The sequence below is a fragment of the Brevibacterium sp. CT2-23B genome, assembly GCF_013168765.1.
GTDB classification, from domain to species: Bacteria; Actinomycetota; Actinomycetes; order Actinomycetales; family Brevibacteriaceae; genus Brevibacterium; species Brevibacterium sediminis.
Window position 1 is genome coordinate 145,164 of record NZ_JABBYK010000004.1, and the last position, 15,495, is coordinate 160,658.

Annotated in this window: 12 protein-coding genes and 1 riboswitch; all 12 genes read right to left on the bottom strand. The window is 64.8% G+C overall.

Annotated elements, in window-relative coordinates:
* Positions 1-28: 28 nt before the first annotated feature.
* The gene (locus HIM68_RS11680; RefSeq protein ID WP_172172369.1) at positions 29-742 is read right to left on the bottom strand and encodes a hypothetical protein; all 714 of its coding nucleotides are present in this window, start codon (positions 740-742) and stop codon (positions 29-31) included.
* 227 nt (positions 743-969) lie between these two features.
* Positions 970-1,377, bottom strand: a complete 408-nt coding sequence (locus HIM68_RS11685; protein ID WP_172172371.1) for an ectoine synthase — start codon at positions 1,375-1,377, stop codon at positions 970-972.
* Positions 1,378-1,546: 169 nt separating this feature from the next.
* Complete coding sequence (gene ectB, locus HIM68_RS11690; RefSeq protein ID WP_172172372.1) at positions 1,547-2,851, bottom strand: diaminobutyrate--2-oxoglutarate transaminase; 1,305 nt, start codon at positions 2,849-2,851, stop codon at positions 1,547-1,549.
* 163 nt (positions 2,852-3,014) lie between these two features.
* A complete protein-coding gene (gene ectA / locus HIM68_RS11695; protein WP_367647517.1) occupies positions 3,015-3,410 on the bottom strand; it encodes a diaminobutyrate acetyltransferase in 396 nt (131 codons plus the stop codon).
* Between the two features lie 678 nt (positions 3,411-4,088).
* Positions 4,089-5,576: an L-serine ammonia-lyase gene (locus tag HIM68_RS11700; protein ID WP_172172376.1), complete on the bottom strand. Its 1,488-nt coding sequence runs from the start codon at positions 5,574-5,576 to the stop codon at positions 4,089-4,091.
* A gap of 150 nt (positions 5,577-5,726) precedes the next feature.
* Positions 5,727-6,125, bottom strand: coding sequence for a glycine cleavage system protein GcvH (gene gcvH / locus HIM68_RS11705; protein WP_172172378.1), 399 nt, complete (start codon positions 6,123-6,125; stop codon positions 5,727-5,729).
* A gap of 112 nt (positions 6,126-6,237) precedes the next feature.
* The gene (locus tag HIM68_RS11710; RefSeq protein WP_172172380.1) at positions 6,238-7,500 is read right to left on the bottom strand and encodes a glycine cleavage system aminomethyltransferase GcvT; all 1,263 of its coding nucleotides are present in this window, start codon (positions 7,498-7,500) and stop codon (positions 6,238-6,240) included.
* A complete protein-coding gene (gene gcvP / locus HIM68_RS11715) occupies positions 7,500-10,433 on the bottom strand; it encodes an aminomethyl-transferring glycine dehydrogenase (RefSeq protein ID WP_172172382.1) in 2,934 nt (977 codons plus the stop codon). The genes HIM68_RS11710 and gcvP overlap by 1 nt, the downstream gene beginning before the upstream one ends.
* A 129-nt stretch (positions 10,434-10,562) precedes the next feature.
* Positions 10,563-10,678, bottom strand: a riboswitch (glycine riboswitch).
* 309 nt (positions 10,679-10,987) lie between these two features.
* Positions 10,988-12,277: an MFS transporter gene (locus HIM68_RS11720; RefSeq protein WP_139470402.1), complete on the bottom strand. Its 1,290-nt coding sequence runs from the start codon at positions 12,275-12,277 to the stop codon at positions 10,988-10,990.
* 91 nt (positions 12,278-12,368) lie between these two features.
* Positions 12,369-13,451, bottom strand: a complete 1,083-nt coding sequence (locus HIM68_RS11725; protein WP_172172384.1) for a phosphotransferase family protein — start codon at positions 13,449-13,451, stop codon at positions 12,369-12,371.
* Positions 13,448-14,707, bottom strand: a complete 1,260-nt coding sequence (locus HIM68_RS11730; RefSeq protein ID WP_172172386.1) for an acyl-CoA dehydrogenase family protein — start codon at positions 14,705-14,707, stop codon at positions 13,448-13,450. The genes HIM68_RS11725 and HIM68_RS11730 overlap by 4 nt, the downstream gene beginning before the upstream one ends.
* A complete protein-coding gene (locus HIM68_RS11735) occupies positions 14,704-15,483 on the bottom strand; it encodes an SDR family oxidoreductase (protein WP_172172387.1) in 780 nt (259 codons plus the stop codon). Before HIM68_RS11735 ends, HIM68_RS11730 begins: the two co-directional genes overlap by 4 nt.
* Positions 15,484-15,495 lie beyond the last annotated feature (12 nt).

Here is a 15,495-nt window from a genome sequence, read left to right on the forward strand (position 1 = left end):
CGAAGGCGCCTTTCGTATTGGGGACTGCTCAGCGCTTGACCGACTTCGAGGTCGCTCCGGTTGCCCAGCTGACCTGGCCGAAGGTGACGCGGTAGGTCTTCTTGCTCTTCGACTTCACCTTGTAGACGGCCTTGCCCTTCTTCGCGGTGACCGTCTTCAGGGTCTTCCATTTGCTGCCGGACTTGACCTGGAACTTCACCTTCGGGTTGTAGTTGATCTTCCCGTAGTGCTCCGGGTGATAGACCTTCGACGACGAAGTCAGCGTGACCGTGCTTCCCTTGCGCTTTGTAGAAAGCGAAGCGTAGGACTTGCCACGGACGTAGAAGGAGCCCTTCGTGTAGTCGGCACGCTCGACTTCGCCGTAGCCGTTATAGCTTGAGCCACCGTAGTAATATGCCCGAACTTCTGAAGGTCCGAGGGTGTACTTACCCAGGCCATCTGAAGATGGGCAGATCATGATCCGATCCTTCTTGGAGCCGCTGTAGTCCGAGAACCACGCAGTATCGGCCCAGCCGTGACGACCCCGGACATCAGTGTCAACGTCCCAGTCATCAATCCTGGACTTCTTATGCTTCATGTAGACGTTTGTATATTTGCAGTTCCAGTCGGACACAACGACGCTGTCTCCCCAGAGCTTTGTGACGTCGAATGATGAACTCGCCGCCTCGGTGGAAACGGCAGGACCGATGGCGAGAGCAAGAGCGGCAACGGACGCGACGAGGGCGCGCTTGAGGAACTTCATGGAGACTCCAACTGAAGATGGGATGAAAGAGGATGCCTGAGTCGGAGTCAACGAATGTGCAGTCGGCAACGAGAAGTCACGAAGCTTGAAAGTTGTATGACCGAAGATTATCACACCTGCAGTGCGACCGGCTTCGGCTCAACTTTGCCGTCCAAGCGCACAACTCAACCACACGAAAAAGGCGGCCCGAGCGCAATGCTCGGGCCGCCTCGGCGAGGGGAACTGATTCAGTTCGCGGGTGCCGCTTCATCCTCGAGGATGAGCGGGTACACGCCGTTCTCGTCGTGGACCTCACGGCCGGTGACCGGCGGATTGAACACGCAGGCCATGCGCAGCTCTTCCTCGGCCACGACGGTGTGCTTCTCATTTCCGTCAAGCAGATACATGACGCCGTCGTGGAGCGGGTAGACCTTGCCGGTCTCCTCGTCGGTCAGCGTCCCCTTGCCCTGCACGCAGTACACGGCTTCGACGTGATTCTGGTAGTGGAACGTCGAGGTGGTTCCGGCGTAGATCACGGTGTCGTGGAACGAAAATCCGACGCGTTCCTTGCCGAGCACCATTCGGCGTGAGCGCCAGGTCTCGGACTTCACATCGCGGTTGGTGTCGTTGAGGTCATCGCGGTTGACTACGTACATCTGTGGTCCTTTCGCAGAAGGTCGGTGAAAGTGTTCAGGGTGGACCGCGGGTCTCCGTCTCACTTCAACGGCTACCGTCGGCCCGGTTGGGCGATCGAACAGGTGAGCTCGAATCCGCCCAAAGCTCGGGCCGGCGCCACAGTTGCGACGCCGGCCCGGCAGAGGTGGGTCAGGCCAGTGCGGCCTTCGCAGCGGCGGGAGCGAACTTGAGCACTCCGGCCTCGATGATGTCCAGGCCCGCCTGCAGATCGCGCGAGTCGATCGTCAGCGGGGGCATGATCTTGATGACTTCGTCATCGGCGCCCGAGGTCTCGAGCAGGAGACCGTTCTCGAAGGCATAGGCGGCAACCTTCTCGGCCACCTCGAGGTCCTCGAAGCAGACGCCGGCCAGCAGGCCCCGTCCGCGGATCGAAGCGCCTTCGGCCTTTTCGACGATCGTGTCGAGGCGCTGGTGCAGCTCGGCAATGGTGTCGGCGAGCTGGTTCTGGAACTCGTTGTCGGCCCAGAAGGTCTTGATGGCGGCGGTCGCGGTCACGAACGCGGGGTTGTTTCCGCGGAAGGTGCCGTTGTGCTCGCCGGGCTCCCAGACGTCGAGCTCGGGACGGAACAGGGTCAGCGCCAGCGGCAGACCCGAACCGGAGATCGACTTCGACAGGCAGACGATGTCGGGCTCGATACCAGCCTCTTCGAAGCTGAAGAACGAACCGGTACGGCCGCAGCCTGCCTGCACGTCATCGACGATGAGGAGGATGTCGTGCTTCTTGCACAGGTCGGACAGTGCGCGCAGCCATTCGGCGCGAGCGGCACGCAGTCCGCCCTCGCCCTGCACGGTCTCGACGATGACAGCGGCGGGCTTATCAACGCCCGAGCCGGAGTCCTCGAGGACCTTCTCCAGCCACAGGAAATCCGGGACCTCTCCGTCGAAGTAGTCGTCGTACGGGATCTTCGAGCTGTTGGTCAGCGGGATGCCTGCGCCTTCGCGCTTCATCGAGTTGCCGGTCACCGACAGCGATCCCAGCGTCATGCCGTGGAACGCGTTGGTGAACGAGAGCATGTGCTGACGGCCGGTCACCTTGCGAGCGAGCTTGAGAGCCGCCTCGACGGTGTTGGTTCCCGTCGGCCCGGGGAACATGACGGAGTAGTCGAGCCCGCGCGGCTTGAGGATGAGGTCCTGGAAGGTCTGCAGGAACTCACGCTTGGCCGGGGTCTTCATATCCATCGAGTGCAGAACGGCGCCCGATTGCAGGTACTCGATGAGCGGGCCCATCACGGCCGGGTTGTTGTGGCCGTAGTTGAGGGCACCGGCTCCGGAGAAGAAGTCGAGGTACTCGTTGCCGTCCTCGTCCCACTGCTTTGCGCCCTGCGAACGGGCGAAGGTCGCGGGCCAGGAACGGCAGTAGCTGCGCACGGCAGACTCGCGAGTTTCGAAGATGTCGGGCTTGTCAGTGGGTGTGGGCTTAGCGCTTTCAGTCATGACTTAAGTCCTTTCGACTTCTTTAAGTTCTGCGTCTGCATCGGATGCAGTCGCCGAGGCGGTGGCCACTGCCGCTCAGTGCGAGCGATCTCTTCCGCCTCCTGGCACCTGGCGCGTCCACGCCCTTGGAACAGGGGGCCGCGCGGCGCCGGGGTGAGGCTCGTTATAGGGGTGCGATCTCGTAGAGGTACTCGGTGTCGTGGCCGTCCGGGTAGAGGTCCCGGGTGAACAGCGGGCGACGGTCGAATCCGGCGCCGCGCTTCTCAGCGAACGCCTGGAACAGGCGGTTGGACGCCGCATTGTCGTCGGTGATCGTCGTCTCCATGCGGAGAGCGCCGGTCCGGTCGGCCAGTTCATGGAGCATGGTCGATGCGAGTCCGTGTCCACGGAAGTTCTCGTTGACGGCGACCTGCCAGATCATCAGGGTGTCCGGATTCTCCGGACGGGTGTACCCGGTGATGAAGCCGGCGGGTTCTCCGTCGATTCGTGCGATCACCGAGGTGTCCGCGAAGTCGCGGCACCACAGCAGGTACGAGTACGAGGAGTTCAGGTCGAGCACGGCTGTGTCTTTCGCGAGCCGCCATAGATGTTGTCCGTCCTCCAGTTCTGGAGTCCGGACGTCGATTTGCGTCTTCGGTTCAGCGAGTGCGTTAATCACGCCAACAAACCTAACGGGCTGAGATCGAGCGTCAACCTCGAAAGTGCCGATTCCGGGGTACTTCCGCAACGATCCTCCCGAGCTACCGACATGTAACGGACCCGGCTTTCCCCATGGCATCTCTGGGATGTGACGGGGCGCTCCTTCGCGCTCATACCGCGCCAGAGGTTCGTTATCGTTTCGTTACATTTGACTGGAGTTGGAACAAGGGTTCCACGTGTTCCATGTCACTTCGCTTGAATTTGGATAGCAAGGTGTCCTGTTGCCCGAGGTTGCCGTCTGAGGCTCTGCGGGCGGGTTCGAGGCGGCTGCGAGGTAGTTCGCGCAGGCGCGAAGGTGTTCGCGCAGCGCCGCCATCAGCCGGATGCTGCGCGCCTGCCGCCGCCGACACGAGTTAAGTGTGCGAAGAATGTCGCCTTGAGGCCGATTTTCGGCATTCTTCGCACACTTAACTCTTTCTCCCCGCTGCTTCAGGCCGCTGCAGAGGTACGGAAGTAGATGAGTGCGCAAAGCCGGCTCGAGAGGCCGCGACTCAGGTGAGCGCCGCTTGACTGGCTCCGAACCTCAGACGCACTGACCTCAGCACTCGACGACGTTGACGGCGAGGCCGCCCATCGCCGTCTCCTTGTACTTCGAGGACATGTCCGCGCCGGTCTGACGCATCGTCTCGATCACCTCGTCGAGGCTGACCCGGTGCTGGCCATCGCCCCACAGCGCCATGCGGGAGGCGTTGATGGCCTTGCCGGCGGCGATCGCATTGCGTTCGATGCAGGGGACCTGCACGAGTCCGGAGATCGGGTCGCAGGTCAGGCCGAGGTTGTGCTCCATCGCGATCTCGGCAGCGTTCTCCACCTGTTCGGGTGTTCCGCCCATCACGGCGGCCAGTCCCCCGGCGGCCATCGACGAGGCGGATCCGACCTCTCCCTGACAGCCCACCTCGGCGCCGGAGATCGACGCCCGCTCCTTGTAGAGGACTCCGATGGCTGCCGCGGTGAGCAGGAAGTCGACGATGGCTCGATGCTTCGCGGACTCGCCGCCTTCCTTGACTGCGGGGACGTAGTTGAGCGCATAGTGCAGCACGGCGGGGATGATGCCGGCCGCCCCATTCGTCGGCGCGGTGACGACGCGGCCTCCCGAGGCGTTCTCCTCGTTCACGGCCATCGCGATGAGGTTGACCCATTCGAGGTAGTAGCCGGGATCCCGGCCGGGGTCCTCGGCCTTGAGTTTGAGGTACCAGTCGTGTGCGCGGCGGCGGACCTTGAGCCCTCCGGGCAGATAACCGGAGCGGTCCAGGGACGCCGAAGCGCATTCCTCCATCACCGAGTAGATGTGGAGCAGTCCGTGCCGGATCTCATCCTCGTCGCGCATCGACAGTTCGTTGGCGTGCATGATCTCGGCGATGGACAGATCGTTCTCGCGGCAGCGCTGAAGCAGCTCGACTCCGGAGTGGAAGGGGTAGGGCAGCTCTTCGTCGTAGGACTCGAGTTCGGCGTCGACGACAGAATCCGCGACCGCGAACTCGACACCCGCGCCTGCACCGCCGCCGTCGGCAGCTGCACCATCCTCGGCGGTCTTCTCTTTCTCGAGGAATTCGGTCTCCGAAGTCACGAATCCGCCGCCGACGGAGTAATAGGTCTCCTCGGCGAGAGTCTCCCCGGCAGCGTCGTAGGCGGTCACGGTCATGGCGTTCGTATGGCGCGGGAGGACGGTCAGCGGTCGTTTGACCATGTCATCCTCGGTGAACTTGAGTTCGACGCCGTTGCCGGTCGAGTCGCCGAGGATGATCGTCCCGGTCTCGGACATCCGTGTCCGCCGGGCGGTGAGTTCGTTGGCTTCGATGAGATCGGGGCGGCAACCCTCGAGACCGATGAGGATGGCGTCGAAGGTCCCGTGACCGGCGCCGGTGGCAGCCAGGGAACCGAACACGTCGACGCGCAGATCCGCCACGGAGCTCAGCGAATCGCTAAGGAGGTCGATGAAGCTCGCGCCGGCACGCATCGGTCCGACGGTGTGGGAGCTCGACGGTCCGATGCCGACCGTGAAGAGGTCGAAGACACTCAATGGCATGGCAATCACTTCGTTTCTGATGAGATGACGACGGGGCCGACCGAACAGCCGTGCACTCACGTGCATGGCGAGCCGATGCCGACGATGTGTCGGCACCGACCTCGACCGACCCCGCTTCAGGGTTTATATCCTCCGCCCGGAGGATGAGGCTCAGAGGGAGTTCGCCTCGGCGTAGCCGGCGGCGTCCATGACTTCGCCGACCTCGGTCACGGCGACCTCGAACAGCCAGCCCTCACCGTAGGGGTCGGAGTTGAGCAGTCCGGGTGAGTCCACGGCCGCCTCGTTGATGGTGACGACCTCGCCGGTGACCGGGGTGTAGAGGTCGGACACAGACTTCGTGGATTCGACCTCACCGCAGGTCTCACCTGCGGTGACGGTGTCGCCGACCGCTGGCAGGTCGACGTAGACGACCTCGCCGAGGGCATCGGCGGCGACGGCGGTGATGCCGACCTTGACGGTCTTGCCGACGAGCTCATCGGCAGCGCCGTCGACCCATTCGTGTTCGGCGGAGTAGGTGAAGTTCTGCGGGAGCGGGGGCAGCTGTGCCATATGTCTTCCTTACTGTGACTGCCGCCGGAAGGGGCGGTCACGACGTTGTTGTGCCAGGTGGGACCAGTCTACGAGTCGCCGGCCCCACCAGGATGAATTGTGGGTGAGAGCTTCAGTCGGCCTGGCGCTTGTAGAACGGCAGCTGTGTGACGGTGAAGTCGTGTGCCTTGCCGCGGATGTCCACGGTCACGGCGGTGCCCACCTCGGCGCGGTCCCGATCGATGTAGGCCAAGGCGATCGGGTGGCCGAGCGTCGGCGAAGGCTGACCGGAGGTGACGGTGCCGACCTCAGCGCCGTCGATCGACACGGCGGCACCGGAACGGGCGGCACGGCGTCCCTCCGAGCTCAGGCCGACGAGCACGCGCGGCGGTTCGGTCTCTCCGAGCTTCGCCAGCGCCTCACGGGCGAAGAAGTCATCCTTCGTGTTGAACCCGATCATCCGGCCCATTCCCGCATCGTACGGGGTGGTGTTCTGATCGAGTTCGTTGCCGAAGAGCGGCATTCCGGCTTCGAGACGCAGCGAATCGCGTGCAGCCAGACCGCAGGGAACGAGTCCGTAGTCCGCACCCGAAGTCACGAGCGTGTTCCACAGGCGGGAGGCGCCGATGTTGGGGACGTAGAGCTCGAACCCGTCCTCACCGGTGTATCCGGTGCGGGCGAGCATAAGGTCGATCCCGGCGATCGTCAGCGGCATCCACGCGTAGTACTTGAGTTCGCGCACCGCCTGACCGATGGTGATCTTCGCATCCCCCGCCGAGGTGGCTCCCCCGTTGGCATCGTCGGTGACCTGGGCCTTCGCCTGGTCACCGGCGCCGGTGCGGGGTCCGAATTCGCCGTGGCCGGACTCGTCGAGGGCGCGCAGGATGATCGCCTCCGAGTTCGGTCCCTGCACTGCGATGAGCGCGGTGGCGTCGGATTCGTCTGTCAGGTGCACATCGGAGCCGGGTGCGACGGTCTGCACGAACTGGTGCACGCGTTCCTTGAGCGCGGCGACCACGGTGGGCGTGTTCGAGGCGTTGGGGACGATGAGGAACTCTTCGTCGCCGATGCGGTAGGTGATGAGGTCGTCGAGCAGGCCGCCTGACTCGTTGACGATGACTCCGTACTTGGCCTTGCCGATCTTCATCTTCGAGTACTTCGCGACGAGCGCGTAGTCGAGGAAGGCTGCGGCGTCGGTTCCGCTGATACGCACCTCTCCCATGTGGGAGAGGTCGAAGAGGCCTGCGGCCTCACGCACGGCACGGTGTTCGGCGAGTTCCGAACCGTACTTCAGCGGCATGTCCCAGCCGCCGAAGTCGGTGAACGAGGCACCGAGCTCGGCGTGGATGCTGTGCAGCGGGGTCTCTTTGGGGGTGTTCGCGGTCTTATCGGTCATCACTTGTCCTCTTCCTCGAACTCTTCGAAGGCCTCTGGCGGCGGGCAGGAGCACACCAGGTTGCGGTCGCCGTAGGCTCCGTCGATGCGGCTGACCGGCGGGAAGTACTTCGTGAGGCGCAGCCCGGGAACGGGGAACACCGCGGTCTCGCGGCTGTACTTGCCGTCCCAGTCGTCCATCACCGCGGTCGCCGGGTGCGGCGCGAGGGCCAGCGGCGACTCTTCGTAGGTATACGACTTGCCGATCTCGTCGATCTCGGCGCGGATGGTGCGCATGGCCTCGATGAAGCGGTCGAGCTCGTCCTTGTCCTCGGATTCGGTGGGTTCGACCATGAGGGTGCCGGGCACCGGGAAGGCCAGGGTCGGGGCGTGGAAGCCGAAGTCGACGAGGCGCTTGCAGACATCTTCGGCGGTGACGCCCGTCGCCGAGGTGATCGCGCGGAGGTCGAGGATCGTTTCGTGGCCGACGAGTCCGTTCTCACCCGAGTAGAGGATCGGGTAGACGTCGCCGAGCTTCTTCGCCAGGTAGTTCGCACCGAGCAGAGCCGAGCGCGAGGCTTCGCGCAGTCCTTCGGCACCCATGAGTTCGAGGTAGGCGAAGCTGATGGGCAGGACTCCTGCGGAGCCGAACATCGATGCGGAGATCGGCAGCTCCTTGGCATCCGGGTCACCGGCGACGAGCTCCGGCAGCGTGGCATCGCCGGGCAGGTACGGAGCGAGGTGTTCGCGAACCGCCACAGGGCCGACTCCAGGGCCGCCTCCTCCGTGGGGGATGCAGAAGGTCTTGTGCAGGTTGAGATGGGAGACGTCGCCGCCGAATTCGCCGGGCTTGGCGAGTCCGACCATGGCGTTGAGGTTCGCACCGTCGACGTAGACCTGCCCGCCGGCGGCATGGACCTTGTCGCAGACCTCGCGGATCTGCAGTTCGAAGACTCCGTGGGTCGACGGGTAAGTGATCATGATGCCGGCGATCTTGCCTTCGTGCTTGGCGATCTTCGCATCGAGGTCGCCCATGTCCACGGAGCCGTCATCGGCCGTCGCGACGACCTGCACCTGGAGTCCGGCGAGCACCGCGGAGGCGGCGTTCGTGCCGTGCGCGGACTGCGGGATGAGTACGACGGTGCGGGCATCGTCCCCATTGGCCACATGGTAGGCGCGGATGGCGAGCAGTCCGGCCAGCTCACCCTGCGAGCCGGCGTTGGGCTGCAGGGACACACGGTCGTAGCCGGTGACCTCGACGAGGGAGTCCTCGAGGCGACCGATGAGCGCGCGCCAACCTTTGGTCTGTTCGACGGGGGCGAAGGGGTGGATGGAGGCGAATTCCGGCCAGGTGATGGGTTCCATCTCGGCGGCGGCGTTGAGCTTCATCGTGCACGAACCCAGCGGAATCATCGTCCGGTCGAGTGCGAGGTCACGGTCGGCCAGGGTGCGCAGGTAGCGCATCATCGAGGTCTCGGAGCCGTGGGCGCTGAAGACGGGGTGGGTGAGGAATTCGGTGTCCCGGTGGAACGACGCCGCGAATGCGGGTTCCGGCACGGCGTTGGCTCCGAAGGTTCCCGCCGAGGCGGCTTCGAAGTCGTCCGCGTCGACCCGGGCAAGGATGCCGAGGGCCTCGAGCAGGCCGTTGGCATCGGCGACGGTGTGGGGTTCGCCGAAGGAGACGCCGACAGTGGTGTTGTCGATGACGCGGATGTTGTATCCGGCCTGGTCGGCGACGTAGCGGGCGGCTTCGGCATCGGCCACGCGCAGGGCCACGGTGTCGAAGAATTCCCAGGTGAGCACCTCGGCGCCGGGGGCGGTGTCCGCGGCACCTGCGAACGCGTGGGCGAGGCGGTGGACGCGGGAGGCGATGCGGGTCAGGCCGACCGGGCCGTGGTAAACGGCGTACATCGAGGCGACGTTGGCGAGCAGGGCCTGCGCGGTGCAGATGTTCGATGTCGCCTTCTGGCGGCGGATGTGCTGTTCGCGAGTCTGCAGGGCCAGGCGGTAGCCAGGCTTGCCCTGGGCGTCCTTGGACACTCCGACGAGGCGGCCGGGCAGCTGGCGCTGGAGTCCGGACTTCACGGCCATGAAGCCGGCGTGGGGGCCGCCGAAGAACAGGGGCACACCGAAGCGCTGGGCCGAGCCGACGGCGATGTCCGCACCCTGGGAGGCGCAGTCCTTGAGCAGAGTCAGGGCCAGCAGGTCGGCGTCGAAGGTGACGAGCGCACCGCGGTCGTGTGCTCCGTCGACGGCTTCGGTGAAGTCGCGGATGGCTCCGGTGGTGCCGGGCTGGGCGCAGACGATGCCGAAGATGTCTTCGCCGACGAGGCCCTCGGCGAGGTCGGCGACGGTGACGCGGAAGTCCATAGCCTTCGCCCGGGCGCGGACGACGGCGATGGTCTGCGGGTGGAGTTCGGAGTCGAGGACGACGGTTGTCCCCTTCTTCACGGCTCGACGCATGAGCAGGACCGCCTCGGCGACGGCGGTGGCCTCATCGAGGAGGGAGGCATTGGCGATGTCGAGGCCGGTGAGGTCCTGGACGACCTGCTGGAAGTTCAGCAGCGCTTCGAGCCGGCCCTGGGAGATCTCGGGCTGGTACGGGGTGTAGGCGGTGTACCAGGCGGGGTTCTCGACGAGGTTGCGGCGGATGACGGCCGGGGTGATCGTGTCGTAGTAGCCCTGGCCGATGAGCTGGGTGCGCATGACGTTCTGGTCGGCGAGGTCGCGCAGGTCGTTCAGCACATCGAATTCGGAGCGCCCGGCGGGCAGGTTGAGCTCTTCGTTCTGGATGGATTCCGGGACGGCAGCGGAAGAGAGCGCTTCCAGGGAGTCATAGCCGAGTTCGGCGAGCATGGCCTGCACGTCGTCGGCGCGGGGGCCGATATGGCGGTCGGAGAAGGGGCGTGCGGTGTCCCCTGTTGCCTGCGTCGTATGGGCGAGTGAACTGGTCAATTGCCGTCCTTGGGTCGGTGTCGCGCCCACCGAATTGGAGGACGCAGCGATCGCTGAGTGTCCTCCCCGATCTGTCGGATGTGTGGTCGCACCGCACGTGTGCGGCGAACTCGCGTCCTTCAGATATGCCTGCAATCGGTGGTACTGGGCCTGAGAGTTTCCCGGGGAGGGAATTGCACCTACGGCGCTGCCCGGAAGTCCGGCTCGATTCGGCCCGACTGCGGCAGCTCTCCCACGTCTTGTCTTAGCGGCGTATGAAGTTATGTGCAGAACCAGTTGGGCCTCTGAAGCCCCCGGCTGAGACTGCGCCTCCGATTCTAGTGAATGAAATCACCCCCGACAAACCCCCTGCTGGCCCCCTCGCTGTGGCCACTCTTCCAACCGCCGCGAGGACCAGCTCCCCAAGGCAGATCCTCTGTGACTCCAATGCAGAAATAGGTCGCTATCGGATACTTTCCTTGCTCAGAAGTATCCGATAGCGACCTAGATTCGGGCGCCGAAGCCCGTTAGCGACCTAGATTCGCCGAGGCGGCGCTGCGGTCCCGCCGCGATGTTCAGATCGCGTTGAGGTCCTTGCCCTTGGTCTCGGGCAGCTTGACCACGGCGACGATCGTTGCCAAGCAGAGCAGGACCACCCAGCCGCTGGAGAGCCAGCTGAGGTCGAGCGAGTTGAACAGTCCATTGAGATATGGTGCCGTTCCGCCGAACACAGCCACAGAGACCGAGTAGGCGAAGCCGATTCCCTGGGTGCGGACCTTCGTCGGGAAGGCCTCGGACAGGACTGCCGACAACAAGGCTCCTGCCATCGAGACCACGAGCAGTGCCAGCGTCGACGCAACGAACAACGTCCAGCCGGTGTCCGTGATCATGCCCATGAGCGGATACTGCAGGATCGCCATGAGCACTCCGAAGCCGATGAGCACCGGCCGACGACCGATCCGGTCGGAGAGGAATCCCCAGAAGGGCAGCGACGCGAGTGCGATGATCTGCGCACCGACGGTCGCCCAGTAAGCGGTCTGCGCATCCATACCGCGCTCGGTGATCGCCAAGGTCGACGCGTACGACGTCCAGGTGTAGTGAGCCGCGGTGATACCGGAGGTCATGAGCACGACGAGGACGATCGCACGGGCCACGCGGCCGCGATCCAGCGGGGTCGGGTCGACAACTTCTTCCGCTTCATCGGCTTCGAAGACATCGCTTTCGACCATTCCGCGCCGCATCCACAGCGCGACGAGCGCGAGCAGACCGCCGAGCGCGAACGGAATCCTCCATGCCCAGTCGGAAACTGCCGCCTCGGAGAAGACGTTCGTGATCACGCCCCCAATCGTGTAAGCGACGACCGAACCGCCGAAGATGGCGACGAAGACGATTGAGCCCCAGAAACCGCGCTTGTGAGCCGGAGCGATCTCAGCGATATAGGAGTTCGCCGTTGCCGACTCCCCTCCGTGGGCGAAGCCCTGTGCCACTCGGATGAGAAGGAGGATGAGTGAGGCGAAGACGCCGATCTGACCATAGGTCGGCAGGACGGCGATGAGGAACGAACCGCCTGCCATGATGAGCATCGTGACGATGAGAACGAACTTGCGCCCCTTCACATCGGCGATCTTCCCGAACACGATGCCGCCCAGGGGTCTCATGAGGAACCCGACGGCGAAGACGCCGAGGGTCGCGAGGACGGAGGAGACTGTGTCCTCGCTGTTGAACATCGCGGCGGCGATGAAGGGCGTGAACACCGCGTAGGCGCTCCACTCGTACCATTCGAGGATATTGCCGATGGTGCTCGCGACGACGGATCGCCGTTTCAGCTGCAGAGGCACCTTTGTCTCTGCGATCGTATCGGTCATGGCTTCCTTTCCACTGCTTCATTGGAGGTGGTGATGCTGTATATCTCTGTGGTGGTGTTCGGTGGTGCGGATACTCCTATCTCGCTCGCCGTCACACGACGGTGGAGGCGACGGCTTCGGCGGCTGCGATGAGTTCGGGGACCCCGGTCTCGAGGCTGCCGGTGAAGTTACCGGCCGACGGCGCCTCTCCGTTGAGCCATCTGGTGTAGATGGCTTCGCTGAAGATCGCGGCCTTCCACAGCGCGAAGGCCTCGTACCAAGGCAATACGGACAGGTCGAGGCCCGTCTTCTGCTGGTAGCGCTCGGCGAGGTCGGAACGGGTGAGGAACCCCTCCCCCGCAGTGACCGGGGTGAGGTCCATGACCGTGCGCGGATTCTCGCGGTCGGTGTAGGTGACGAGGAAGTAGCCGAGGTCGGCGAGCGGATCGCCGAGGGTCGACATCTCCCAGTCGAGGATCGCTGCGACCTCGACCGGCGTCGAGGACGCGATCATCGCGTTGCCGGCACGGTAGTCGCCATGGACGACCGCGTGCCGCTGAGTGGCCGGAATGCTCGCAGCCAACCACTCACCGAGGCGGCTGACCTGGGGCAGCGACCGCTGAGTGTTCTTCCCCCAGAGGGAGGCGAACAACTTCACCTGGCGCTCCAGGTACCCGTCCGGACGACCGAGCGCGGCCACCTCGGGAACTGCGACGTCGACCGAGTGGAGGTCGACGAGGCGGTCGACGAGGGCTTCGCTGAGAGCTCGACGGTCGGCCGCCTCGGCGAGGAAATCGGGCAGTGTGTCGGTGACGACGGTGCCCGGCACGAAATCCATGATGTAGAACGGCACGCCGAGGACCGATTCGTCCTCGCAGACGTGGAGGATCGTGGGCACGGCCACTCCCTGAGCGCCGAGGACCTTCTGGATCTTCGCCTCCCGGACCATGTCGTGAGTCGATTTCGGGATCGGCGGGCGCGGTCCGCGGCGCAGCACCACATCGAGGTCATCACGCCGGATCCGGAAGGTGACGTTCGACTGGCCCTCGCCGATGCGATCCCAGCGGACGGGACCGGACCCGAGGCCATGCGTGTCGAGGTAGTCGGTGAGGACGTCGACGATGAGCAACGGCGGTACGGACAGTGCCTGCGCCTCGGCCGCGGTGTCGACGACGTCGATGAGCTTCTCGGTCAACGCGCCTCCCTCACGATGTCGAGGCGGGGAGCTCCCGCGGCGACTTCCTTGCGCCGCTTCGATGAGGCACGACGGGAGATCGCGAACTTGTGCGTCTCGGTGGCGCCGTCGTAGATGCGGAACGGACGGACGTCGTTGAGGTACTGGACGAGTGGCAGCTGGTCGGAGACGCCGTCTCCGCCGGTGAGCTGGATGGCCCGATCGATGACACGGTAGACGGCTTCGGAGCAGTAGACCTTCGCGATCGAAGATCTGGAGTTCGCTTCCTTCGCGTCGGTGGCGAGCACTTCGGAGGTCTTCGTGATCATCGCGTCAGAGGTTTCGATGTCGATGACCGACTGCGCGATGAGCTCCTGCGCGAGGCCCTGACGTGCGAGGACGTCGCCGAATGCCTCGCGATGTTCGGCACGGTCGAGAGCCGTGTCCAGCGCCCGGCGGGCCAGTCCCAGCCACCGCATGCAGTGCGTGAGGCGGGCGGGTGCCAGGCGAACCTGGGCGTAGGCGAATCCCTTGCCGGGTTCGCCGAGGATCGCCGAGGTGGGGACGCGAACATCGTCGAAGTGGACGTAGGGATGGCCGCCGGCGATCGTGCGATCGACGGTGTGGATCGGCCGCCCGACGCTGACACCCGGGGTGTCCTTTGGCACGAGGAACATCGTGGCCGCCTGGCCCATCTTCGCCTGTGCGGAACCCGAGCCCTCGGTCGCAGCGGCCGACTCCTCGGCGTCGGTGGCGGCCATGACGACGAAGAAGCTGCACAGCTCAGCTCCGGAGATGAAGCGCTTGTCACCGGTGATGACCCACTCGTCACCGTCCTTGACCGCGCGGGTCGCCAGCGCCGACGGGTCGGAGCCGGTGCCTGGATGTGGTTCGGTCATGGCGAAGGAGGAGCGGACGTCGCCGGCGGCCAGCGGGGCGAGGAACCGCTCCTTCTGCTCCCGCGTGGCGATCTGGGCGAGCATGTGCATATTGCCCTCATCGGGTGCCATGCAATTGAGCACGGCGGGCCCGATCGGCGAGTAGCCTGCCTCCTGGAACACCGGGGACCAGAACTCGATCGGCACGCCCTGGCCGCCCCACTCGGCAGGCACGTGTGGAGCGAAGACTCCGGCCTCCTTGGCTTTGGCCTTGAGGTCGGTCAGAACCCCTTCGTCGAGGTAGTCCCCGGGATGAGGTTCGGCGGGTATGACGACGTCGCGGATGAAGGTGCGGGTGCGCTGGCGCAGCTCTTCGACGTCTGCTGGAATGTGGCTCATGCTGTGCCTCCTGCTGTGATGAGTCCGCCGTCGGCGGTGAGGATCTGGGCGGTGATCCAGTCGGAGTCGGACGACGTGAGGTAGGCCGCAGCTGCGCCGATGTCCTCGGGAGTGCCGAGCCGGCCGGCCGGATAGGCGGCGGTGACTTCGGCTTCTCTGCCTTCGTATAGCGCGGTGGCGAAGCGGGTCTTGACGACGGCAGGGGCAATTCCGTTGACGCGGATATCGGGTCCGAGTTCGACGGCAAGGGTCTTCACGAGGTGGGCCACGGCGGCCTTCGAGACGCCGTAGAGGCCGATGCCCTTGCTCGGATTCTGGCCGGCGACCGAGGAGATGGACAGGATCCGACCCTTGTTCTCCCGGAACTTCAGTCCCTCGTGATGGACGGCCCCCTGGATCCAGGCCAGAGTGCCGAGAACGTTGACCTCGAGGATCTTGCGGGCGGCATCGAGCTCGATGTCGATAGTGTCACCGTAGACCGGGTTGATGCCGACGTTCGTGACGAGGACGTCGAGGCGGCCGAACTTCTCGGCGATCGTGTCGAACACCTCGGCCCGGTGAGCCGAGTCATCGGCCTTTCCCGCGATGCCGATCACGGTGCCGTCGGGGAATTCTGCGACAGTCTCGGCAAGCGGTGCGGGCTTGCGGGCGGTGAGGACGACGGTCGCCCCTTCGACTTGCAGCCGCTTGGCGATGCCGAGTCCGATGCCGCGACTCGATCCCGTCACGAGGGCGACCTGCCCTTCGAAACGGCGTCCGTTCGTTGATTCGCTCAATGTCTCTCCTGT